19 protein-coding genes are annotated in these 22,842 nt (G+C 61.2%); 12 read left to right on the forward strand and 7 right to left on the reverse strand.

Features of this window, described 5'->3' with window-relative positions:
• The first annotated feature begins 30 nt into the window (after window positions 1–30).
• The 3 genes from arfB (at window position 31) to K7H22_RS12210 (ending at window position 2,981) form a co-directional block, all read left to right on the forward strand.
• Window positions 31–453 (forward strand): alternative ribosome rescue aminoacyl-tRNA hydrolase ArfB, encoded by a 423-nt coding sequence (arfB, locus tag K7H22_RS12200; RefSeq protein WP_230801123.1) that lies wholly within the window; start codon window positions 31–33, stop codon window positions 451–453.
• Window positions 454–598: 145 nt separating this feature from the next.
• Window positions 599–1,693 (forward strand): carboxynorspermidine decarboxylase, encoded by a 1,095-nt coding sequence (locus tag K7H22_RS12205; RefSeq protein ID WP_230801184.1) that lies wholly within the window; start codon window positions 599–601, stop codon window positions 1,691–1,693.
• A gap of 43 nt (window positions 1,694–1,736) precedes the next feature.
• Entirely contained in the window at window positions 1,737–2,981 is a 1,245-nt protein-coding gene (locus K7H22_RS12210) for a saccharopine dehydrogenase family protein (RefSeq protein ID WP_230801124.1), read from the forward strand.
• 29 nt (window positions 2,982–3,010) lie between these two features.
• Here K7H22_RS12210 and K7H22_RS12215 read toward each other — a convergent pair whose 3' ends face one another.
• Genes K7H22_RS12215 through K7H22_RS12225 form a run of 3 tightly spaced genes read right to left on the reverse strand, consistent with a single transcriptional unit; the run spans window position 3,011 to window position 6,646 of the window.
• The gene (locus K7H22_RS12215) at window positions 3,011–3,676 is read right to left on the reverse strand and encodes an ATP-binding cassette domain-containing protein (RefSeq protein WP_230801125.1); all 666 of its coding nucleotides are present in this window, start codon (window positions 3,674–3,676) and stop codon (window positions 3,011–3,013) included.
• Window positions 3,677–3,679: 3 nt separating this feature from the next.
• The gene (locus tag K7H22_RS12220) at window positions 3,680–5,374 is read right to left on the reverse strand and encodes an ABC transporter permease (protein WP_230801126.1); all 1,695 of its coding nucleotides are present in this window, start codon (window positions 5,372–5,374) and stop codon (window positions 3,680–3,682) included.
• A 57-nt stretch (window positions 5,375–5,431) separates the two neighbouring features.
• Window positions 5,432–6,646: an ABC transporter substrate-binding protein gene (locus tag K7H22_RS12225; RefSeq protein WP_230801127.1), complete on the reverse strand. Its 1,215-nt coding sequence runs from the start codon at window positions 6,644–6,646 to the stop codon at window positions 5,432–5,434.
• 178 nt (window positions 6,647–6,824) lie between these two features.
• Between K7H22_RS12225 and K7H22_RS12230 the strand changes: the two genes are divergently transcribed.
• Both K7H22_RS12230 and K7H22_RS12235 read left to right on the forward strand, forming a co-directional pair.
• Window positions 6,825–10,037, forward strand: a complete 3,213-nt coding sequence (locus K7H22_RS12230) for a 2Fe-2S iron-sulfur cluster-binding protein (protein ID WP_230801128.1) — start codon at window positions 6,825–6,827, stop codon at window positions 10,035–10,037.
• A gap of 138 nt (window positions 10,038–10,175) precedes the next feature.
• On the forward strand, window positions 10,176–10,577 hold the full coding sequence (locus tag K7H22_RS12235) for a RidA family protein (protein WP_230801129.1): 402 nt from the start codon (window positions 10,176–10,178) through the stop codon (window positions 10,575–10,577).
• On the opposite strand, the gene pncB is transcribed toward K7H22_RS12235, so the two are convergent.
• Together pncB and pncA are read right to left on the reverse strand one after the other, a co-directional pair.
• Window positions 10,574–11,866, reverse strand: a complete 1,293-nt coding sequence (gene pncB, locus K7H22_RS12240; RefSeq protein WP_230801130.1) for a nicotinate phosphoribosyltransferase — start codon at window positions 11,864–11,866, stop codon at window positions 10,574–10,576. The two genes, K7H22_RS12235 and pncB, sit on opposite strands and share 4 nt — an antisense overlap.
• 62 nt (window positions 11,867–11,928) lie before the next feature.
• The gene (gene pncA / locus K7H22_RS12245; RefSeq protein ID WP_230801131.1) at window positions 11,929–12,534 is read right to left on the reverse strand and encodes a bifunctional nicotinamidase/pyrazinamidase; all 606 of its coding nucleotides are present in this window, start codon (window positions 12,532–12,534) and stop codon (window positions 11,929–11,931) included.
• A gap of 109 nt (window positions 12,535–12,643) precedes the next feature.
• Between pncA and K7H22_RS12250 the strand changes: the two genes are divergently transcribed.
• The gene (locus tag K7H22_RS12250; protein ID WP_230801132.1) at window positions 12,644–13,558 is read left to right on the forward strand and encodes a rhodanese-related sulfurtransferase; all 915 of its coding nucleotides are present in this window, start codon (window positions 12,644–12,646) and stop codon (window positions 13,556–13,558) included.
• A 3-nt stretch (window positions 13,559–13,561) separates the two neighbouring features.
• Here K7H22_RS12250 and K7H22_RS12255 read toward each other — a convergent pair whose 3' ends face one another.
• Window positions 13,562–14,776, reverse strand: a complete 1,215-nt coding sequence (locus K7H22_RS12255) for an MFS transporter (RefSeq protein ID WP_230801133.1) — start codon at window positions 14,774–14,776, stop codon at window positions 13,562–13,564.
• 139 nt (window positions 14,777–14,915) lie between these two features.
• On the opposite strand from K7H22_RS12255, the gene K7H22_RS12260 reads away from it, so the two are divergent.
• The gene (locus tag K7H22_RS12260; protein WP_230801134.1) at window positions 14,916–15,521 is read left to right on the forward strand and encodes a CDP-alcohol phosphatidyltransferase family protein; all 606 of its coding nucleotides are present in this window, start codon (window positions 14,916–14,918) and stop codon (window positions 15,519–15,521) included.
• A gap of 29 nt (window positions 15,522–15,550) precedes the next feature.
• Here K7H22_RS12260 and K7H22_RS12265 read toward each other — a convergent pair whose 3' ends face one another.
• A complete protein-coding gene (locus K7H22_RS12265; protein ID WP_230801135.1) occupies window positions 15,551–16,576 on the reverse strand; it encodes a zinc ABC transporter substrate-binding protein in 1,026 nt (341 codons plus the stop codon).
• A 116-nt stretch (window positions 16,577–16,692) separates the two neighbouring features.
• Here K7H22_RS12265 and K7H22_RS12270 point away from each other — a divergent pair, with 116 nt between their 5' ends.
• The 5 genes from K7H22_RS12270 (at window position 16,693) to K7H22_RS12290 (ending at window position 22,839) form a co-directional block, all read left to right on the forward strand.
• Window positions 16,693–17,175, forward strand: coding sequence for a transcriptional repressor (locus K7H22_RS12270; protein WP_230801136.1), 483 nt, complete (start codon window positions 16,693–16,695; stop codon window positions 17,173–17,175).
• Complete coding sequence (locus tag K7H22_RS12275) at window positions 17,172–17,969, forward strand: metal ABC transporter ATP-binding protein (protein WP_230801137.1); 798 nt, start codon at window positions 17,172–17,174, stop codon at window positions 17,967–17,969. The genes K7H22_RS12270 and K7H22_RS12275 overlap by 4 nt, the downstream gene beginning before the upstream one ends.
• The gene (locus K7H22_RS12280) at window positions 17,969–18,766 is read left to right on the forward strand and encodes a metal ABC transporter permease (RefSeq protein WP_230801138.1); all 798 of its coding nucleotides are present in this window, start codon (window positions 17,969–17,971) and stop codon (window positions 18,764–18,766) included. Before K7H22_RS12275 ends, K7H22_RS12280 begins: the two co-directional genes overlap by 1 nt.
• Window positions 18,767–18,882: 116 nt before the next feature.
• Window positions 18,883–20,577, forward strand: coding sequence for an adenine deaminase (gene ade / locus K7H22_RS12285; RefSeq protein ID WP_230801139.1), 1,695 nt, complete (start codon window positions 18,883–18,885; stop codon window positions 20,575–20,577).
• Between the two features lie 162 nt (window positions 20,578–20,739).
• Window positions 20,740–22,839: a 3-hydroxyacyl-CoA dehydrogenase NAD-binding domain-containing protein gene (locus K7H22_RS12290; protein ID WP_230801140.1), complete on the forward strand. Its 2,100-nt coding sequence runs from the start codon at window positions 20,740–20,742 to the stop codon at window positions 22,837–22,839.
• Window positions 22,840–22,842: the final 3 nt, after the last annotated feature.

Consider the following 22,842-nt stretch of genomic DNA (forward strand, 5'->3'; position numbering starts at 1 on the left):
GTCCCGCAACCGACCGACCGGAACAGGCCCATGCTACGGATCAACGATGACATCGCCATTGAGGATTGGGAACTGACCGAGCAGTTCATGCGCGCCAGCGGACCGGGCGGGCAGAATGTCAACAAAGTGTCCTCTGCGGTCGAATTGCGGTTCGAGGCGGAACGCTCGCCCAACCTGCCCGCGCCTGTAAAAAACCGCCTGCGCCGTCTGGCCGGCAGACGCTGGACCAAAGAGGGGGCCATCGTGCTGCAAGTCGATGAAACTCGCAGTCAGGTCCGCAACCGCGAGATCGCGCGCGACCGTCTGGCCGACCTGATCCGCGCCGCTCTGACCGCACCCAAACGGCGGGTTGCGACGAAGCCGACGTTCGGCTCGGTCAAGCGCCGGATCAAAGCCAAGAAAGCAAGGGGCGAGGTCAAGGCCATGCGCGGCAAGGTCGAGGGCGAGGAGTGACCGCAACGGCACGAGATGGCCCTCCCGAACCGCCATCGTCATCAGATTTTTACTTGATAGATGCAGGATTTGGCCCTATCCACCCGTTTTCGGTTTGGACCTGTCCGGTGCGATGCACGGGCGCTCAACGGGGGAAGGCAGAATGCTGCACACGCCTTACTACCTGATCGACAAGGCACACCTGCTGCCGAATCTCGAGAAAATTGCCCATCTGCGAGAGGCGTCCGGCGCCAAGGCGCTACTGGCGCTCAAATGTTTCGCAACATGGTCGGTCTTCGATCTGATGTCCGAGTACATGGACGGCACGACTTCAAGCTCGCTGTTCGAGGTGAAGCTGGGCCGCGAGAAATTCCCGGGTGAAACCCACGCCTATTCCGTGGCTTGGGCGGATCACGAGATCGCCGAGGTTCTAGCAAACTCCGATAAGGTGATCTTCAACACCGCAGGACAGTTGACCCGTTTTGAAGAGATCAGCCGCGGCCATAAGCGCGGCCTGCGCGTCAATCCCGGTGTCTCGACCTCGACCTTCGATCTAGCCGACCCCGCGCGCCCGTTCAGCCGTCTGGGTGAACATGACCCTGCTGTGATCGCACCCGTGCTGGACCGGATCAGTGGCTTCATGTTCCACAACAACTGCGAGAATGACGATTTCGACCGGTTCGACGCGATGCTGGGTTCTATCGAGCAGCGTTTCGGTCATCTGATCCGCAAGATGGAGTGGATCAGCCTCGGCGGTGGCATCCATTTCACCGGCAAGGACTATCCGCTCGACCGTCTGGCCGAGCGCCTGAAGCGGTTTGCGGGGCAGAACGAGGTGCAAGTTTACCTTGAACCCGGCGAGGCGGCGATCACCAATTCCACCACGCTGGAACTGACCGTTCTCGACACGCTTTATAACGGCAAGAACCTCGCGATCGTCGACAGTTCGATCGAGGCGCATATGTTGGATCTGATCATCTACCGCGAAAGTGCCAAAATGACCCCGAACGAGGGGCCTGAAGAATGGATGATCTGTGGTAAATCCTGTCTGGCAGGCGATATCTTCGGCGAGTTCCGTTTTCCCGCCGCGCTGAAAGCAGGCGACCGGATCAGTATTCAGGACGCCGCCGGCTATACGATGGTTAAGAAAAACTGGTTCAACGGGGTAAAGATGCCCGCCATCGCCATCCGCGAGCTGGACGGAACCGAGCGCCTTGTGCGCGATTTCGGATACGAGGATTTCGCGGCAGCCCTGTCGTGATCACCCCCCTGCAACAAGAACTTCAAGGAGGTCTGGTGACACCATGAAACGCAACGTGCTTATCATCGGCGCCGGTGGCGTGGCTCAGGTCGTGGCGCATAAATGCGCGCAGAACAATGACGTGCTGGGCGATCTGCATATCGCCAGCCGGACAGTCACGAAATGTCAGGCGATCCTTGATAGCGTCGCGGAAAAATCCGCGATGAAGGTCGAGGGCGTGTTCAAGGCCCACGCGCTGGACGCCATGGACACCGCTGCTGTCGCGCAACTGATCCGCGATACAGGCTGCCAGATCGTGATCAATGTTGGTTCGCCTTTCGTGAACATGACCGTGCTGCAAGCCTGTATAGACACGGGTGCGGCCTATATGGACACCGCCATTCACGAAGACCCCGCCAAGATTTGCGAAACGCCGCCGTGGTACGACAATTACGAGTGGCAACGCCGCGACGCATGCAAGGAAGCGGGCGTGACCGCGATCCTTGGCATCGGGTTCGATCCCGGCGTGGTCAATGCCTATGCGCGTTTGGCGGCCGATGATTACATGGACACCGTCACCTCCATCGACATCGTCGATATCAATGCAGGCTCGCATGGCCGCTGGTTCTCGACCAATTTCGATCCCGAGATCAATTTCCGCGAGTTCACCGGCACGGTCTATAGCTGGCAGGACGGCGCATGGCAGACCAACACCATGTTCGAGGTGGGCAAGGAATGGGACTTGCCTGTTGTCGGCAAGCAGAAAGCCTATATGACCGGCCATGACGAGGTGCATTCTCTGGCCGCGAATTATCCGGATGCCGATGTGCGCTTCTGGATGGGCTTTGGCGATCACTACATCAATGTCTTTACCGTGCTTAAGAACCTTGGTCTTTTGTCGGAACAGCCGGTTAGAACGGCCGAGGGGCTTGAAGTGATCCCTCTGAAAGTGGTCAAAGCCGTTCTGCCCGACCCGTCAAGCCTTGCCCCTGACTACGTCGGCAAGACCTGCATCGGCGATCTGGTCAAAGGCACGAAAGACGGGCAGGAGGTCGAGGTGTTCATCTACAACGTCGCTGACCATAAGGACGCCTATAACGAGGTCGGTAGCCAAGGGATTTCCTACACCGCAGGCGTGCCGCCTGTAGCCGCCGCGATGTTGATCGCCAATGGCACATGGGACACGGGCACGATGGTGAACGTCGAAGAACTGGACCCCAAGCCGTTCCTGACGCTACTCGACCAGATCGGCCTGCCCACCCGCGTCAAGGATGCGTCGGGCGACCGCGCGTGGAACGCGCAAACCTAACAGGCGCGTAGAACGCCTAATCCCAAGCGTCAGGCAGACCCTTCGGTCTGCCTGATCTCGCCCAGCGGCGAGATCACCATGCCACCCGCGGCCAGCGCGTCCTCCAGATCATGGGTCACTAGAATCGCAGGGATACCTTCGGCCCGCACGCGGGCCAAGACAAATTCCCGCATCTGCCGCCGTAAATCCGCGTCCAGCCGTGAGAACGGCTCGTCCAGCAGCAAGGCGCGCGGTGCGCTCAGCAGGCACCGCATCAAGGCCACCCGCGCGCGTTGACCGCCCGACAAGGTGGCCGGATCACGCCCCGCGAAACCGCCCAGATCTGCCGCCTCCAGCGCCGCATCGATGCGCGCTTGCCGCACGGCACGCCCCTTGACCGCTGCGGGCAGGGCAAAGGCCAGATTCTCGCCAACCGTCAGATGCGGGAAAAGCAAATCGTCCTGAAACAGCAGCCCGATCCGGCGGGCCTGCGGCCCCAATCCTGTCAGGTCGTCCCCGTCCAGCGTCACGCGACCCTTCACGTCAAACCCTTCATCCGGCTTGCCGATCATGACCGACAGCAGGGTTGACTTGCCCGAGCCTGACGGCCCCATGACGCTGAGAACCTCGCCCGGGGCCACAGTCTCGTGCAGGTTCACCAGCAACCGACCGTTAAGTGTGATCCGCAGGTGATCCAGTTGTAGTCCCTTTGCCATCCGTCATCCCCTGTCCAAAACGCCGCGCCGGTTTCGGAACAGCAGCGCAGGTAAAGCCAGCGCGAGCGCGAACACTACCAGCGGCATCATCGTCTGCGATAGCGCATAGACGCCGATCAGCCGCCTGTCGCCGCCTGATGACAGGGCCACGGCCTCGGTCGTCAGCGTCGTCACACGGCCCATCCCGATCAGCAGCGTCGGCAGATATTGCCCGACAGACACGGCAAATCCCACCGCCGCCGCCACCAGCACAGGGCGCAGCAGCATGGGTAGGCGCACTTGCCACAAGATTCGGCCCTGCCCTGCGCCAAGGCTCGCCGCCACCAGCCCTTGTCGCGCATCCCATGCCCGCCACGGATCGGAGAGCGACAGAAAGACATAGGGCAGCACGAAAACTACATGCGCGGCGATCACCGCGCCTTGCATGCCGGTCAGCCCTGAGCCGATTGCCAAGGTCTGCAGGCCGATCAGGAAGGTGGCCTGTGGTACAATCAGCGGCAGATAGAGCAACCACAGCACGCGGTTGGTCTGGCGCAGGCGGTGGCGATACTCAGCCTCAAGGCAGGCGATGGTCAACGCCAGACTGATCAGCACCGATGCGACGCCGATCACCGCTGTTTCTATCGCGATCCGCGACAGTCCACCCGACTGGCGCGCCCAGTTGCGCCATGTGAACTGATCTGGCAACAGGTTCGGAAAGCTCCAGAAGCCCGCGACGGACCAGACCGCCAGGCCGAGGATACCCAAACCCACCGCCAGCGCCGCGACCAGCGCCAGAACCATCGAAAAGGCCCGCATAATGCTGTCCTGTGCCATGCGATGCCCCATCTGCACACAGGTGCAGCCCAGCCGCGCGGCCGCGTATTCGCCGGCCCGCCATAGCAGCAGCAAGCCCATCACCAGTGCCAGTTGCAGCAAGGCCCCCGCCGCCGCCTGAAACCGTAGGCTGAGATCAGGATCGGACAGCCATTCAAGCACCTGCACCGCAAGGGTCGAGGGCCGTGTGGGTCCAAGGATCAGCGCCACATCAATCACCGAACAGGAATAGGCGAGCACCGCGTAAACCGGCAGGCGGATTTGCGGATAAAGACGTGGAAAAACGGTCAGAACCCAGCCCGCCATACGGCCGTAGCCCATCGTCTGCGTCAGCAACACTGACCGCCGCGCCGGTACCTGCCCCAAAGCGGCCAGCGTCATCAACAGCAGAAACGGTACTTCCTTGACCACCAGACCCGCCATGAGCGCCAGCCCGTTCGGGTCTTGCGTGATCAGCAGATCGGGCGGTTGGTCCCAACCCGTTGCCCAAGGCGACAGTGCTCTTGATATCCAGCCCGAGGGAGCGATCAGAAAGGCCAGCCCGAAAGCCGCCGCCGCGTGGGGCACAGACAATAGCGGCGCCAAGGCCCGTTCGATCAGGCCAAAGGCCCGCGTGCCCTGCCACGCTGCGCAGATCATTACTGTGATGGCCAGCGAAACCAGTGTCGCGCCCAGCCCTGTCGCGATGCTTAGCCAGACTGCACCCGACAGGCCTGGCCATGCGAAAAGCGCGCGCCAGGGGGCCAGCGACAGACTCGTGCCGCCCAGCGCTGGAAACCAACCGAATGCGGGGGCAAGAACCCCAGCAAGCCCTGCGCCGACCGGAAGCAACAGGATCGTGATGGTCAGAAGGGGGGCAAGCGGTAGCCAAGACAACCGCATGCGGCGCGGCGCCTTTGTCCGGCCCATGACCGTTTGCGATGCCGGATCCCGCAAACCCTAGCGGGCAACGCCGAAGCGCGCCTCCCAATCCGCGGCGATGCGCTCCATCCAGCTTGGATGCGGTTCGGGCAGGGCTGGCCCCAGATCGGCGGGCGACAGCGTGGCAATCCCCAGATCAAGCGCTGCAAAACGTGCAGCATCTTCCGGCGTCAGCTTGCCCATCGACAGGACCGTGGGTGTGCCCATCACAGCGGCGTCCTGCTTGTGCAATTGCGCTTCGACGGACATCAGATAGTCGGCCACGACCATCGCGCCGGCCTTGGCATTGGCGTTGAAAGGAATGGCGAGGAAACTGGCATTGCCGATGGTTCCGCCTTCCAGAACCATGCTGCGCACGGTGTCGGGAAGTTCGAAATTCGCAATGGCGGCCGAGGCTTCGCCGGGGCTGAATGAAATGGCAATGTCGATCTCGCCATCCGCCATCAACTGGCGCTGCGCCGGTCCGTTCTGCGGATAGGCCTTGCCTTCACGCCACAAGCCTGGCGTCAAGGCTTCGATATATTCCCACAAAGGCGTGGTCACGGCTTCATAATTGGCTTCAGTAACCGGCGCGTAGAGTGCCGTGCGATCCGTCACCAATTCAAGCAAGGCCTGCTTCAGAAAAGTCGAACCCAGAAAATCGGGCGGCTGCGGATAGGTGAAGCGGCCCGGATTGGCCTGCGTCCAGTCCAGGAAGTCCAGCATCGTGCGCGGCGGTTCCGATACGCGGGCGCTGTCATAGTAGAATACGACCCGTGCCATGCTCCACGGGGCTTCCAGCCCTTCCACAGGAACGGTAAAATCCTCGACCAAAGCGGGGTTCTCTTGGGGATCGACCAGCGACCAGTTCGGCAGATCCTCGGCCCAGGGACCGAACAGCAGATCGTTTTCCTTCATCGCCGCGAAATTTGCGCCGTTGATCCAGATCAGGTCGATCGACCCGCCAGCGGTCTGGCCTGCTGCTTTTTCACTGATCACGGTGCTGACGGCTGTGGCTGTGTCCGACAGCTTTACATGCTCCAGCGTGACGCCAAACTTGGCCTGCACCTGCTCGCCAGCCCATGCAATATAGTCATTCGTGCGCGGATCACCGCCCCATGCGTTCCAATAGACTGTCTGCCCGCGCGCTTGCTCGAGCACGTCATCCCAATCCTTTGGATTGGCTGAATCGGCAAGAACGGGTGTGCAGAACCCCAGCAGCAGGGCGGCGGTTGCAGTCAACTTGGTCAACATTCAGGGACTTTCTCCGGTAGTGAACACATACGATCAGGTTATAGGCCGAGAAACACCGTCCTGAATACATTCGTCAACAAGCACGCCAACACATTATCGTGGAGCTTGGTCTGCTTGGCCCCTTTACACCCCCGCCGCATTGGCCTTGACTGCCCAGGGGGACGAACAGGGGGGATGGATGGGGCTGCGTTTTTTCTCGGATCGTGACAGGCCCGTGCATCTGGGTCCCTATCCGCTGGAGCGGTTGGCGCGGCGGCATGACCTGACGGATCTGTCGGCCATGCAGCCGATGCCCGCGCTGGCCTTTGAGCGGCCTCATACGCCGCAAAGCATTGTCAATGCGATGGGCGAATATCAGGCAATGCTGGACGCAATCCGCGACGGCCTGGTCAATCGTGCCAAAGCTGACATTCCTGCCGATCCTGCGGAGCGCGCCAACCATCTGAAAGCGTTCGGTTATTTCTCGGACGCCTCGATGGTGGGGATCGGCCCTGTTCCGGTTGCCGCCCTGTTGAACCAGCCCCGCCGCAATGCCGATATCGACCGGCTGGCGCATGATCTGAGAACCCGGCAGACCAAGACTCTTGCCTCTGGCATCGACATGATCATGGCCGATCTGAAAGAGTCGATGGAGTCGCCGCCCCGTGGAATCGAGGGGCACCATACAGCGCTGGTGTTGGTCTACGAGCATCACCGCGATCCGAACCCGGATGAAGCGGGGGCAGACTGGATCACAGATGCGCAGGCGCATCGCGCCTGTCTGCGCGGGGCCGAAACTGCTGTTGTTCTGGCCAATTACATCCGCCTTCTGGGTTTCGACGCTTGCGCCCATAGCGGCACGACAACCGATGTCGATCTGCACCGTCTGGGGGTTGCGGCAGGGCTGGCCACGGATGAAGCAGGCGCTTTGGTTGTGCCGTGGCTTGGTACGCGATTTGGTCTGGCGGCGGTCACCACCACGATGGATCTGGCCCATGACAGCCCGCTTGCCCCGATGGCGCAGCAACCGTGGTTCCGCACGCAAGGCCCCGCGTGGTGGCTGGGCAAGGGCTTCGCCAAATCGGCCTTGAACCGCGACCCCTATCGCAAACGCGCCTATGCGATGGGTGCGCATCCGTTCGAGACGTTGAAACGCGTAGATAGACCCACAACCTATATCGACGAGCCGCGTGTCGCCCGTGTGCCCAAACGCGCCGACCTGTTTGCCCGTGCGCAATTCGGCGATATGGGCAAAGCCGCGCAAAAGGGTGCGACGGGTGGGCACTATGTCCGCAAATCCGCCCCCAGTTCTGCACAACGCCGCGTTCTCGGGGCTTTTGTGCTGTTGCAGGATGGTGAGCCGGTGCGCGAAAGGGCTGTGCTTGATCCGGCGAAAGCTGCCGATCTGGTCAAAGCGGCCGCCTATTTCCTTGGCGTCGACGCGGTTGGCATTTCGCGCTGTCCCGACTGGGCGTGGTATTCGCATGACGCGACGGGCGCGCCGATTGATCCGCCCCATGATCAGGCGATCAGCATGATCATTGATCAAGGCTTTGAGACGATGGAGGGCGCGTCGGGCGACGACTGGATCAGCGTGGCGCAATCCATGCGCGCCTATCTGCGGTTTTCGCTGCTGGGCGGTGTCATCGCGCAGCAGATACGCAACCTGGGTTACAAGGCCAAGGCGCATAGCGTGATGGATGGAGAAGTGTTGCAACCGCCGCTGCTGTTGTTGTCAGGACTGGGCGAGGTCAGTCGCATCGGCGAGGTGATCCTCAACCCGTTCCTCGGCCCGCGTTTGAAATCGGGTGTGGTGAGCACCGATCTGCCATTGGCTCATGATCGCCCGATCGACTTTGGATTGCAGCGTTTCTGCGAGTCATGCAATAAATGCGCGCGAGAATGCCCGTCAGGCGCAATCACTGCCGGTCCCAAGCTGATGTTCAACGGCTACGAGATCTGGAAATCCGACAGCCAGAAATGCGCGACTTACCGTATCACGACACCGGGCGGTGCGATGTGCGGGCGCTGCATGAAAACCTGCCCTTGGAACCTTGAGGGCCTGTTTGCCGAAAAGCCGTTTCGCTGGGCGGCGATGACCATTCCCGCAGCGGCCCCCGCACTGGCGCGGCTGGATGATGCGCTGGGCAAAGGCGGGCTCAATCCGGTCAAGGCGTGGTGGTGGGATATCGAGATCGAAGAGGATGGTGGCTATCGCCCGACACGTCATCCGGTGAACAGACGCGATCTGCAAAAGGATCTGGTTCTGCGCTATGAGGACCAGACTTTGGCGGTCTATCCAGCCCCCTTGGCCCCGCATCCGTGGCCCTATCCCGATCCGATGGATCGCGAGGCTGGTATCGCGGCCTATCAGGCAATGGTTTCGGCAAGCGACTATCGCGCGCGGCTGGCATCGGGTGATGACAGCCATGTCCATCGCTACATCGTGCCGCAGGATGCGCCGGTGATCGCGGTCACCGTGTCGGACGTTGTGCGCATGAGCCCCGACGTAACCAAGTTCGAATTCATGCGCCCCGATGGTAGTGACCTGCCCGAATGGACCGCCGGCGCGCATCTGGATATCGTCGTGGCTCCCGAATACTTGCGGCAATATTCGATGTCGGGCGATCCGGCGGACCGGTCGCGCTACCAGATCGGGGTTCTGCGCGAAGATGGTGGGCGCGGTGGGTCGAAGCTGATGCACCGGATTTTCACGAAGGGGCGGCGGGTGTTCATCTCGAAGCCGATCAACCATTTCGAACTGGCCGAGGATGCGGTCAAGACGTTGCTGATGGGGGGCGGTATCGGGATCACCCCGATGATCGCATTCGCCCATCGCCTGCACGCGCTTGGCCGTGATTTTGCCCTGCACTATTCCTGCGCCAGCCGCGCGGCAGCGGGGTATCTGGATGATCTGGCCGCCGTAGATTGGGCCGACAAAGTCCATCTGCATGTCTCGGATGAAGGCAGTCGCACCGATCTGGATGCGGTGCTGTCAGGCTACAAAGCTGGTTGGCATGTCTATACCTGCGGTCCTACCCGCTACATGGATGCAGTGATCGCGGCCGCTGCGCGGCAGGGCTATCCGGACGAGGCGCGGCATCTGGAATATTTCGCGGTGCCCGAAGTGCCCGATCACGTGAACCACCCCTTTACCTTGCGTCTTGTGCGGTCGGGACGGGATCTGCCGGTGCCTGCAGATCGCAGCGCGACCGATGTGCTGTCCGAGGCGGGTATTGCCGTTGATGTCAAATGTGCCGACGGTATTTGCGGCGTATGTAAATGCGGGCTGGTGTCGGGTGCGGTCGAACATCGTGATTTCGTGCTGTCGAAAGCGCAGCGCAAAGGCGCGATCATCCTGTGCCAAAGTCGCGCGGCCGAGAAGGACGGTGTGATCGTCGTTGATCTGTAATCCTTATGCCTGCGGTTTGTGCAATTGCTGGCAAGCCCCTGCGATCCGCCCGGTCGGGCGTCCTCGGGCCTTGCGGGGCCATGCTGCGGCTGGCTAGGCTTGCATGGACATCCTTTGCCTGTCAGGACACCCCAGACCATGCGCCAGCTTGCGCCCGCCAGTATCGCCCCTCCTTTTGCCCGCTATGCCCACGGTGTCGAACTGCCCGCCGGTTGGCGCATCGCGCGTACCTCTGGCCAGTTGGGGCTGGCGGTGGATGGCACCGTTCCTGATAGCGCCTATGATCAGGCCTGCATCTGCTTTGACAATATCACTGCCATACTGGCCGAGGCCGGAATGGCGGCGGTCGATGTGATGCATCTGGCGGCTTATGTTACCGACCGCGCGCATATGGCGGGTTACATGCAGGCGCGGGATGAATTTCTGGCGCAAGCGACGCGCCTGCCCACATCGACCCTGCTGATCGTATCGGGCTTTACCCGCCCCGAATTCAAGGTCGAGATCGAGGTGATCGCAGCGGCCCCTTCAGGCTCTCGCTAAACAAGCACATCCATGGCCGTCTGGTCGCCGACGCCGAAAACGCGCTTGTAGCGGTCAATCTCGTCTGTCGGACCCATCGCCTTGTTGGGATTGTCCGAAAGTTTGACCGTTGGCCGCCCGTTGGCTGACACAGCCTTGCACACCAGACTGAACGGGGCCAGCGCATCATCGGCCACCAGTCCGCGAAAATCGTTGGTCAACAGCGTGCCCCAGCCGAACGAAGGGCGCACACGGCCTGCGAACTGCTTTTGCAGTTCGGCGATCTTGGCTACGTCCAGCCCGTCGGAAAAGATCACCAGCTTCTGGCGCGGGTCTTCGCCACGGCTTTTCCACCAGTCGATGGCGACCTCGGCCCCTGCCGCAGGATCGCCGCTGTCGATGCGGATGCCGGTCCAGCCCGCCAGCCAGTCGGGGGCGTGGTCAAGGAAGCCTTTGGTGCCGTAGGTGTCCGGCAGGATGATCCGCAAATTGCCGTCATGTTCCTCGTGCCAGTCCGCCAGGACCTTGTATGGCGCGTCACGCAAGGCCGTATCATCCTCGGCCAGCGCGGCATAGACCATTGGCAATTCATGGGCGTTGGTGCCGATCGCCTCGATATCGCGTTTCATGGCGATGTGGCAGTTCGAGGTGCCCACGAATTTCTCGCCCAAGCCTTCGATCAGGGCCTGCACGCAGCGATCCTGCCAAAGATAGGAATGACGCCGCCTTGTGCCGAAATCGGCCAGACGCAACCCGTCCACAGCACGCAGCGCTTCGACCTTTTCCCATAGTTTGGTCATGGCGCGGGCGTAAAGCACTTGCAGTTCGAACCGGCCCATCGTGTTCAGCACCGCGCGCCCGCGCAATTCCATCAGCACAGCCAAAGCGGGGATTTCCCACATCATCACCTCGGGCCAGTTGCCCTCGAAGGTCAGTTCATACTGGTCGCCCTTCCGCTCCAGATGATAGGGCGGCAGGCGCAACGCCTCGAACCATTCCATGAAGTCGGGGCGGAACATCTGCCGTTTGCCGTAAAAGGTGTTGCCACGCAGATAGGTGCTTTCCCCGCGGGTCAGCGACAGCGACCGGATGTGATCCAGTTGCTCGCGCAGCTCGCCCTCGTCGATCAGCTTGGCAAGCGGCACATGGGTCGAGCGGTTGATCAGGCTGAAGGTGACCTGCGTATCCGGCTTGTTGCGGAACACCGACTGGCACATCAGCAGCTTGTAGAAATCCGTGTCGATCAGGGACCGCACAATCGGGTCGATCTTCCAGCGGTGATTCCAGACGCGGGTTGCGATATCGACCATGGGGTGGCTCCGTTCATGTGCCTCGCGGTTAAAGCAAAGGCGGGGTCAGGGCGCAAGCCGCGTCAGACCAGCCTGACACCCGCCGCGCGCATCGCATTGGTTGCTTTGTCCAGCGAGCCGTTCAGGTCAATCGCGCGGCACAGATCCATCTGCACGGTGACATCAAAGCCAAGACCAGCGGCATCGAGCGCGGAAAAAGCGACGCAGAAATCGGTAGCAAGGCCCGCCAGCGTCAACCGCTTGATGCCGCGAGTCCTGAGATACCCTTCTAGCCCTGTGGGCGTGGTCTGGTCATTCTCGAAAAACGCCGAATAGCTGTCGATGGCACGGCGGAAGCCCTTGCGGATGATCAGGTCGGCAGGGTCGATCTCCAGATCGGGATGGAAGACCGCACCGGCGCTGCCCTGAATGCAGTGATCCGGCCAGAGAACTTGCGGCCCGTAGGGCATATCCACCATGTCATAGGCGGCCGCACCGGGATGTTCCGACGCGAAAGAGGCGTGATCCGAGGGATGCCAATCCTGTGTCAGGATCACACAAGGAATGTTCTGCATCAGGGCGTTGATACCGGGCACGATCTGGTCACCCTCGGGCACGGCCAATGCACCGCCGGGGCAGAAATCGTTTTGCACATCTATCACCAGCAGGGCGTGGTCAGTATCGGACATAGGGGTCTCCGTCTTTGCGGGATAGGGGTACGGTGCTGCGACAGAGGCGTCAATGGTGCGGCGTTGACATGGCTTGCGCGGCGCGTGATCCGGGATTACATCGCGGCCCATGTTCACCGTTGCCGCACTCTACCACTTCACCCGTTTCGACGACCCTGCCGCGATCAAACCCGCGCTGGCGCAACTGTGCTGCGCGCAGGGCGTCACCGGCACGCTGTTGCTTGCGCGTGAAGGGATCAACGGCACCATTGCGGGCAACCGCGAAGGGATTGACGCGGTGCTGGGGCATATCCGTGCCTTGCCGGGTTGTGCGAATCTCGAATGGAAGGAAAGCACCGCCAGTGCACCGCCATTTGCGCGTATGAAAGTGCGGTTGAAGCGCGAAATCGTGACGATGGGCCAGCCGGATGTCGATCCTCTGGCGCGCGTGGGCCACTATGTGGAGCCCGCCGCATGGAACGCACTGATCACCGCGCCCGATGTGGCCGTAATCGACACGCGCAATGACTACGAAGTGGCGATCGGCACGTTTCAGGGCGCGGTCGATCCCGAAACCGCCAGTTTCCGTGATTTTCCGGCATGGTGGGAGGCGAACAAGCACCGCTTCCACAACAAGCGAATTGCCATGTTCTGCACAGGCGGTATCCGCTGTGAGAAAAGCACGAACTACCTGCTGGGGCAGGGGGTCGAGGAGGTTTATCACCTGAAAGGTGGTATCCTGAAATACCTTGAGGAAGTGCCCGCCGACGACAGCACATGGCAGGGTGAGTGTTTCGTCTTTGATCGCCGAGTCTCGGTCGGGCATGGCCTCAAGGAAGGTCCGCATCTGCTGTGCCATGCCTGCCGGCGCCCGATCCTGCCTGCGGATCGTGACCATCCCGCATTCGAACAAGGCGTTGCCTGCCATCAATGCGTGGACGAGACCTCGGAAGAGGACAAGGCCCGCTTTCGCGAGCGCCAGAAACAGATTGCCTTGGCCCGCCAGCGTGGCGAGGCGCATCTGGGCGGTGTGCCCGGTCTTTAGCGTCTACGCTGCCGCCAACCGCATCGCGCGGCGCGAGCGCGTCAGGATCAACAGCATGATCCCGATATTCAGGAAGTTCCACGCGATCCCGTTGATGAAGGCCATCCGGTAACTGCCCGTCAGGTCATAGATCCAGCCCGACATCCAGCCGCCAATCGCCATGCCCACAATCGTTGCCATGATCACAAAACCGACCCGTGCGCCTGCTTCACGCGCGGGCATGTATTCGCGCACGATCACCGCGTAACTGGGCACGATCCCGCCTTGGCTGAGGCCAAAGACTAGACTGACCAGATAAAGCGATACCAGCCCACCAGCAGGCAGATAGAGAAACAGAGCCAGACATTGCAGGGCCGATCCGATCAGCAGGGTCATGACCCCGCCCAGACGGTCAGCCAGCAGGCCCGACACAATCCGCGACGCGACGCCGCCCAGCAGCATCAGCGACAGCATCTCGGCCCCGACGGCAGGCCCGTAGCCCAGATCGACGCAATAGGCCACGATATGCACCTGCGGCATGGACATTGCGACGCAGCAGCCGATCCCCGCCAGCCCCAGCAGCCACATCAGCGCACGCGGCGAAAATCCTGCCGATTTTGCCCGCGATGCCGTGATGCTGTCGGAATGCGCGCTGGCTTCCAGCGGGACGCGTTCGCGCAGCAGCAGCGATAGAGGGATCACCCCCGCAACGGTCACGAAAGCAAGCACCATATAAACAGCGCGCCAGCCGTTTTCCTCCAGCACACCTGCCAGCAGCATGGGCCAGATCGCCCCCGACAGGTAGTTGCCGCTGGCCGCAATCGCCACCGCGATCCCGCGCCGCTTGAGAAACCATAACGAGATATCGGCGATTAGCGGGCCGAAACTTGCCGCCGTGCCGAAGCCGATCACGAATTGCAGGAATGTCAGCGTCCAGACCGACCCCGCGACCGAAGCCAGTCCGAAACCCGAGCCGATCAGCAAGGCCGAAGCTGACAGCGCCAGCGTGATTCCAAAACGGTCCACCGCGCGCCCGATCACCAGATTGCCAAGCGCAAAGCCGATCATGGTCAGCGTGTAGGGCAGGGATGCATCTGCCCTTGCCGTCTGGAATTCAGCCTGCATCGCGGGCATGATGACAATGATCGCCCACATACCGACATTCCCGATCGTGGCGATCAGAAGCGACACGGCAAGGCGTGTCCATGAATAGCGGCTGTCGAGTGCGTCAATTCCCATGGCGCGACGCTAGACCGCCATTTCATGCTTGTATAGAGCGGTTTAGCCGTCGTGATGACGGAGATGTGTTGCATCGGACAAGACAGGTGGTGGCGCTTCGGGTTAGAAGGCGGCATTCCATGTTCCGGAGGACAAGACCATGATCGACGCGCTGATCCTGCCCGCGCAGCGCCGCCTGTTGCAGCCTTTGGCGCAGGCGTTGCATCGGCGTGGAATTTGCGCGGACCGGATCACGCTGGCGGGGTTCGGAATAGGTCTCTTTGCCGTGCCTGCGCTGGCGCTTGGCTGGTATGGTGTGGCGCTGGCGCTGATCATGCTGAACCGGCTGGCCGACGGACTGGACGGTGCGGTGGCAAGGTTGGGTCAGCCCACGGATCGCGGGGCTTTTCTTGATATCGCGCTGGATTTCGTTTTCTACGCGCTGGTGCCTTTGGGGTTTGCCTTGGCCGATCCAGCCAGCAATGCGCTGCCCGCCGCCGTACTGATCGCGGCATTCGTCGGGACCGGATCAAGCTTTCTGGCCTTTGCCGTGATCGCCGGACAGCGCGGTTTGCGGACCGAAGACTACCCCGCCAAGGGGATTTTCTACCTTGGCGGGCTGACAGAAGGCACCGAGACAATCGCGCTTTTCGTTACCTTCTGTCTTTGGCCCGCGCTGTTTGCCCCGCTCGCCTATGTTTTTGCCACAGCCTGCACCATCACTACCCTTACTCGCTGGCTACAAGGCTGGCGCAGCTTTGGCTGAGCTTTGGTCCCGCCAACCGGACTGGGTGTTTATGTGCCAAGGCACGAGACAAATTCGGCCGCCATGTTCCGCATCATCTGCGCATACAGCCGGGGGCCCTGATCAATCTGGAAACCCAGTGGGTCCAGCATGCCGACAGTGGCCGCGCCTGCGAATACAGAATCGACAACGCTGCGGTTGAACTGGGGTTCAGCGAAGACACAGATCGCCCCCATCTCGGCCACAGCGGCTTGCAATTCGGCAATGCGACCCGCGCTGGGGGATGACGCATCGCTCAGCGAAATGGCCCCCGACGCAGACAGGCCGAAGCGGCGTTCGAAATACTGGTAAGCGTCGTGGAAAACGACGTAGCCGGTATCACCAAGGTCGGCCAGACTCGCGCGCAACTCCTCTTCCAGCGCCTCGAGCTCCGCCTGACCTGCCGCGGCGTTTGCGGCATAGGTTGCTGCATTTTCAGGGTCCAGCTCTGACAATTCTTCGGCAATCACGCCTATCCAGAGGCGCGCGTTCACCGGATCAAGCCAGGCATGGGTGTCGGCGCCGGAATGGTCATGGTCGCGATGGTCGTCCGACCCGGCCTCATCGGCGTGATCATGTTCATGATCGTCGCCGTGCCCCTCCGCTTCTTTTTCGTGGTCGTGGTCGTGGTCGTCATGATCGCCGTGGTCATGTGCAGCAAAAGTTGCTCCCTCACGATATTCATGAAGGATTGTGCCCTTGACCGACATCAGTTCAATCTTGTGGGCATCGTCTGCAAGCGTTTCGATCGGGCCATCCAGCGAAGGGGTCAAACCCTCACCGATCCAGATGACCAGATCAGCCTCCTCTAGCGCTTGTGCCTCGGACGGGCGCATGGAATATCCGTGCGGCGTGGCACCAGGGCGTACGATCAAGGCAGGTGCCCCCAGATCGCCCATGACCGTCGAGACCAGAGACTGCACCGGAGCGATATCCGTGGCGACTTTCGGCACATCCGCGATTGCGGCGCTGGACAGCAAGGTGGCCATCAGGCCGATGCAGGGCATGGCAAAGACAGGGCGGAGCTTCTGGAACATGGGATTTCCCTTGGTTGGATATGTAACGGCAATGCACTAGCTGATATGTTATAACATTGCAAATCGAATGTTATAACATTGCAAATTCCTGCCTGATCACTTAGGTCGGACGGATCATGACTGCACACGGATTCGACCCGCACGATCACGACCACTGCATCGCCGACGCGCTTTCGGCGGCGGAAGATGCCTGCGTGCAACGCAAGTTAAACCTGACGCCGGTGCGCCGCAGGGTGCTTGAGATACTTCTGCAGCAGCACAAGGCGTTGGGCGCCTATGACATTCTGGCCCGTCTGGAAACGGAAGGGCTGGGATCGCAGCCGCCCGTGGCCTACCGCGCCCTTGATTTTCTGGTCAGCAACGGTTTTGCCCACAAGATCGAGGGGTTGAATGCCTATATCGCCTGCTCACATCCCAATGCGACACATGCACCGGCCTTCCTGATCTGCCGCAAATGCGGAGTAGTGCAGGAAACGCAGTCCGAACCGGCCAAGGGTTCGCTCGGATCGGTGGCGCGGGCTGCGGGTTTCGTGATCGAAAGCACAGTAGTCGAAGCGCAGGGGCTTTGCCCTGCCTGTCAGGACGGGGTCGCAGCATGAGCCTGATCGAGGTGCAGAACCTGAGCGTTCGCTATGGCGGGCATCAGGTGCTCGACCATGTGGATATGACCATCTCGTGCGGCGAGATCGTGACGATAGTCGGCCCGAACGGGTCAGGAAAATCGACATTGCTGCGGTCCCTGATCGGGGCTGTGCCTGTCGCTAGCGGCAAGCTGACGCGCGCCGAGGGTCTGTCGATTGGCTATGTGCCGCAAAAACTGGCGATTGATCCTACTCTGCCGATGACCGTCGCGCGCTTCATGTCGCTGCCGCGCCGCCAGCAGTCGCGTGATGTGGCTATCGCACTTGAGCAGGCGGGCGTGCCGGACCTGAGCACGCGGCAGATGACAGAGTTGTCCGGCGGTCAGTTCCAGCGCGTGATGCTGGCGCGGGCGCTTTTGGCCAAACCTGACCTTTTGCTGCTGGATGAAGCGACACAGGGGTTGGACCAGCCCGGCTCCGCCGCATTTTACCGCCAGATCGAAGAGGTGCGCGCCCGCCTTGGCTGTGCGGTTCTGATGGTCAGTCACGAGTTGCATGTGGTGATGAGCGCATCAGACCGCGTGATCTGTCTGAACGGCCATGTCTGTTGTCAGGGCACACCCGAGATTGTCGCCTCGGCTCCCGAATACCGCGCCCTTTTCGGCACCGGCACCCAGGGCGCGCTGGCGCTTTACCGGCATGACCATAATCACAGCCATGACGACGGGTGCGACCATGATCACGGCCACGGTCGCAGCCCGGATAGTGGCGCGATCCCGCTGCATCAGGCAACGCGGAGCAAGGTGCACTGATGCTGGATGATTTTCTGATCCGTTCCACGCTTGCCGGACTGGGCGTTGCTTTGGCCGCAGCCCCGATGGGTTGCTTCGTGGTCTGGCGGCGCATGGCCTATTTCGGCGATGCCACGGCCCATGCCTCGATCCTTGGCGTGGCCATAGCACTGGCCTTGTCGCTCTCGGTTTTTCTGGGGGCCATGATCATGGCACTTTTGATGGCGCTGGCTGTTTCCGGCCTGTCGGGGCGCGGTTATGCGGTGGATACCTTGCTGGGTGTTCTGGCCCATTCCGCGCTGGCCTTCGGGCTGGTGGCGGTTTCCTTTCTTAGCGGTGTCAGGATCGACCTGATGGCCTATCTGTTCGGAGATATTCTGGCGGTCGGCAAGACCGATCTTCTGGTTATCTGGGGCGGGGCAGGTCTTGTGCTTGGATTGCTGGCATGGCGCTGGTCCGCACTGCTGACGTCCACTCTGAACCCTGATCTGGCCCATGCTTCGGGGATCGACCCCAAACGCGAGCAACTGGTGCTGACGCTGGCGCTGGCCGTCGTGGTTGCGGTCGCCATCAAGGTGGTGGGCGTTCTGCTGATTGCCGCCCTTCTGATCATCCCTGCCGCTGCGGCGCGCCCTTTTGCTCGCACGCCTGAAGGGATGGCGGTAATCGCCGTTGTCGTCGCCGCTCTTTCGGTGCTGGGCGGATTGCAGGCCTCGTTGATGATGGATACGCCCACGGGCCCCAGTATCGTCTGTGTCGCTGCCTTGATCTTTGCAGGCAGTGCTCTGGGCGCAACCCTGCACAGACGCTTGGCCTGACGCCACGTTTCTTCTTGCGACAAATATCCAGAACCGGACATGCAGGCGGATACCCCCCTCGCCCCCGGCGCGGGGCTGTGGCAGTCTTGTTCCGAAGACCTTCAAGGGGAATGCCGATGAAAGCAGTGTCTGATCTGATTGCGCAAGGCCGAGGTCAGAGCCCTGCAGATATCGTGCTGCGCGGCGGCAGGGTTCTGGATCTGGTCACCGGCGCATTGCTGGAAGGGGATGTTGCGATCTTCGGTGATACGATCGTGGGCACTTGTGACAGCTATGAAGCGGCACAGATCATCGACGTGACGGGTCTGACCCTTGTGCCTGGTTTCATCGACACGCATCTGCACATCGAAAGCTCGCTGGTCACACCGCTGGAATTCGACCGCTGCGTGGCGCCGCATGGCGTGACGACGGCGATCTGCGACCCGCACGAGATCGCCAATGTCATCGGCACGGATGGTATCCGCTATTTCCAGCAGGCCGCCGAACGCAGCCTCATGGATATCCGCGTGCAGATGTCCTCCTGCGTGCCCTCGACCGAGATGGAGACCGCCGGTGCGCGGATCGAAGCCGCTGATTTGGTGGCTTTGATGGATCATCCATCCGGTATCGGTCTGGCCGAGATGATGAACTATCCCGGTGTATTGGCGGGTGACAAAGGTATTCTGGCCAAGCTTGATCTGTTTCGTGGCGGGCATATCGACGGGCACGCGCCGCAATTGTCGGGCCGCGACCTGAACGGCTATATCGTCGCCGGTATCCGCACCGAGCATGAAGCCACGACCGAGGCCGAGGCGCGCGAGAAGTTGCAAAAGGGTCTGCGCGTCCTAATCCGCGAAGGCTCGGTCTCCAAGGATATGGCCGCCCTCGCCCCCCTTCTGACCGAGATAACGGCCCCCTACATGTGCCTGTGCACCGATGACCGCAATCCACTGGATATCGCAGAACAGGGGCATCTGGATTACATGATCCGCAGCCTGATCGGGCGCGGTGTACCTGTGCTGGCCGCTTACCGCGCCGCCAGCCTTTCTGCGGCCGAGGCTTTCGGGTTGAAGGATCGCGGGCTGATTGCGCCGGGAAAACGGGCTGATATCGTTGCTGTCGGCGCACTGGCGGCTTGCGATGTGCGCATGGTTTTCTGCGGGGGCGTGCACGTGTCGGATGCAGCGTTCGCCAAACGCACCTCGGTCCCGCCCGTCGGGCGGTCTTCGGTCAGGGCACCAGCCATGAGCGCGCGGCACTTCCGCACGGGCGGCGACCGCGAGGCGACAGACGTGATCGGTATACTTGAGGGCAAGATTATCACCGAACATCTGCAAGAGGTGATCCCGATCACGGACGGTGACAAGCGCCCCGACCCTGCACGCGATCTGGTCAAGATCGCTGTGGTTGAACGGCATGGCAAGAATGGCAATATCGCCACCGGTTTTGTGCGCGGATTCGGCTTGCAAGGCGGTGCCATCGCTTCGACCGTCTGTCACGACCATCACAATATTGCCGTGGTGGGTGTAGATTACGAGGATATGGCGTTGGCCGCGAACCGGCTTGGCCAGATCGAGGGCGGATTTGTCGTAGTGCGGGACGGTCGGGTTCTGGCTGAACTGGCCCTGCCTGTTGCCGGCCTGATGAGCCTTGCCCCGTTCGAGGAGGTGCGCGACAGGCTGGTCGATCTGCGCGCTGCCGCCCGCGATCTAGGTGTGACGCTGGAAGAGCCATTCCTGCAACTGGCCTTTCTGGCACTGCCCGTCATTCCCGCGCTAAAGATCACGGATCGCGGGTTGGTTGACGTGGCACGGTTCGAGATCATCAGTTGAGGCAAGCGCAGCAGGTCAGGTCCAATAAAAACGCAACGCGCGCAGGAAATTGTGGAGCGTCGTTGCGTCACAGACCTAATTCCGCAAAGCAAAACAGTATTCCACTGATTGACGGGTCTTGATCAAAACACTACCGTTTCCGACCAATGCGGGAGGAAAAAAATGTCTAAGACCACAGCGATAAACGATTGTATTTCAATCGAGATGAGCGGCGATATCGCCTTGATCTGCATCGACAATCCGCCAGTAAACGCCACGGGGCAGGCCGTGCGGCAAGGCTTGCAGGACGCGGTTGAGAAGCTGAACGCCGAAGGAAATGCACGCGTCATCGCGATCTACGCCGCCGGACGGACCTTTGTGGCCGGTGCTGATATCCGCGAATTCGGCAAGCCTTTCGTGCCACCCGCATTACCGGATGTGTTCAACGTCATCGAAGCATCATCCGTTCCCGTCATCAGCGTTCTGCATGGCACAGCACTTGGCGGTGGGCTGGAACTGGGACTGTCCACCCATGCCCGCATCGGTATCGAAGATCTGCGCGTCGGTCTGCCCGAGATCCTGCTTGGTCTGCTGCCCGGTGCCGGTGGGACACAACGCATGCCCCGTCTGGCGGGGATTCCTTTCGCACTCGAAATGATTCTTTCAGGCCGTCAGGTTCCTGCCAAGGAAGCCTTGGAGGCTGGGATCATCGACAGGCTTGAGGCAGGAGAGCCGCGTGATATCGCGCTTAAGGCGGCAAAGGACGTTCTGGACGGGACACTCCAGACCCGCCGGACCGACCAGATTGCCGTTACTCCCGATCAGGGCGCTTTGGACCAGACCGCCGCGCATTTGCAAAAGACGCAAGGCCATCTTTTCTCGCCCCATAAATGTGTCGAGGCGGTGGCGGCGTCAACCGAGCCTTTGGTGGCAGGCCTCAAGATCGAACGCGCTCTGTTCATGGAGTGCATGGACACACCACAGCGCGCGGGGCTGATCCATGCCTTCTTCGGTGAACGCGCTGTCAGCAATATTCCCGAGGCCAAAGGCCCTGCCCGCGAGATCGCCCATGTCGGTGTCATCGGCGGTGGCACAATGGGGTCGGGAATCGCGACAGCCTGCCTGCTGGCGGGTCTGAAAGTCACGTTGATCGAGGTCGCGCAGGACGGGTTGGACCGTGGTGTTGCAACGATCACATCCAATCTTGACGGTGCCGTGAAGCGCGGCAAGCTCAAGACGGATAAACGCGACGCCGTGCAAGCAATGCTGACACCCTCGCTGGACATGCAGTCGCTGGCCGATGTCGATCTGGTGATCGAAGCGGTATTCGAGGATATGGGCGTCAAGAAAGACATTTTCGGCAAGCTCGACAAGATCTGCAAGGCAGGGGCTATCCTTGCTTCCAACACCTCCTATCTGGATGTGGATGAGATCGCGGCCAGCACCACGCGCCCGCAGGATGTGATAGGGCTGCATTTCTTCAGCCCTGCCCATGTCATGCGCCTGCTGGAAATCGTTGTCGCCGACAAGACCGCACCCGATGTGGTGGCCAGCGGCTTTGCGCTGGCGAAAAAGCTGGGCAAAGTCGGCGTGCGCGCGGGCGTTTGCGACGGCTTCATCGGCAATCGCATTCTGGCACATTATAGCAAGACCGCCGCCTATCTCGTTCTTGATGGCGCGACCCCGCAACAGGTGGACAACGCGCTGGAAGGTTTCGGTTTCGCCATGGGTCCGCACAAGGTGGGTGACCTTGCCGGCCTCGACATCGGCTGGATGACCCGCAAGCGCAAAGCGGCCACCCGTGATCCGAATGAACGCTACGCCGGTGCCGTGGCGGATCGCATCTGCGAGGAAGGCTGGTTCGGACGCAAATCCGGCAAGGGATATTACGTCTATGACAGTAGGGATATCTCGCCCAACCTCGCCGTTGACACGTTCATCGCCGAGGAACGCGACAAAGCGGGCGTCACCCCGCGCAGTTTCACCGATCAGGACATCGTGGATCGCTACATGACCGCCATGATCAGCGAGGCGGCCCGCGTGGTCGAGGATGGTACCGCCAAACGCCCGCTTGATGTCGATATGGTCTTTCTTTTCGGCTATGGCTTCCCGCGCCATCGCGGAGGCCCGCTGCATTACGCCGATACAATCGGCGCGGAGGCACTGGTCGCGCGCATCAAGACCTATGCAAAGGAAGATGCGACCTATTGGCAGGTGCCTGCACTGCTTGAAAAGATGGCCGCGAGCGGCACATCTTTTGCTGACATGAACAAGGAGGCCTGAGAA

Source organism: Seohaeicola saemankumensis (assembly GCF_021021435.1).
In the GTDB taxonomy this organism is placed as follows: Bacteria; Pseudomonadota; Alphaproteobacteria; order Rhodobacterales; family Rhodobacteraceae; genus Seohaeicola.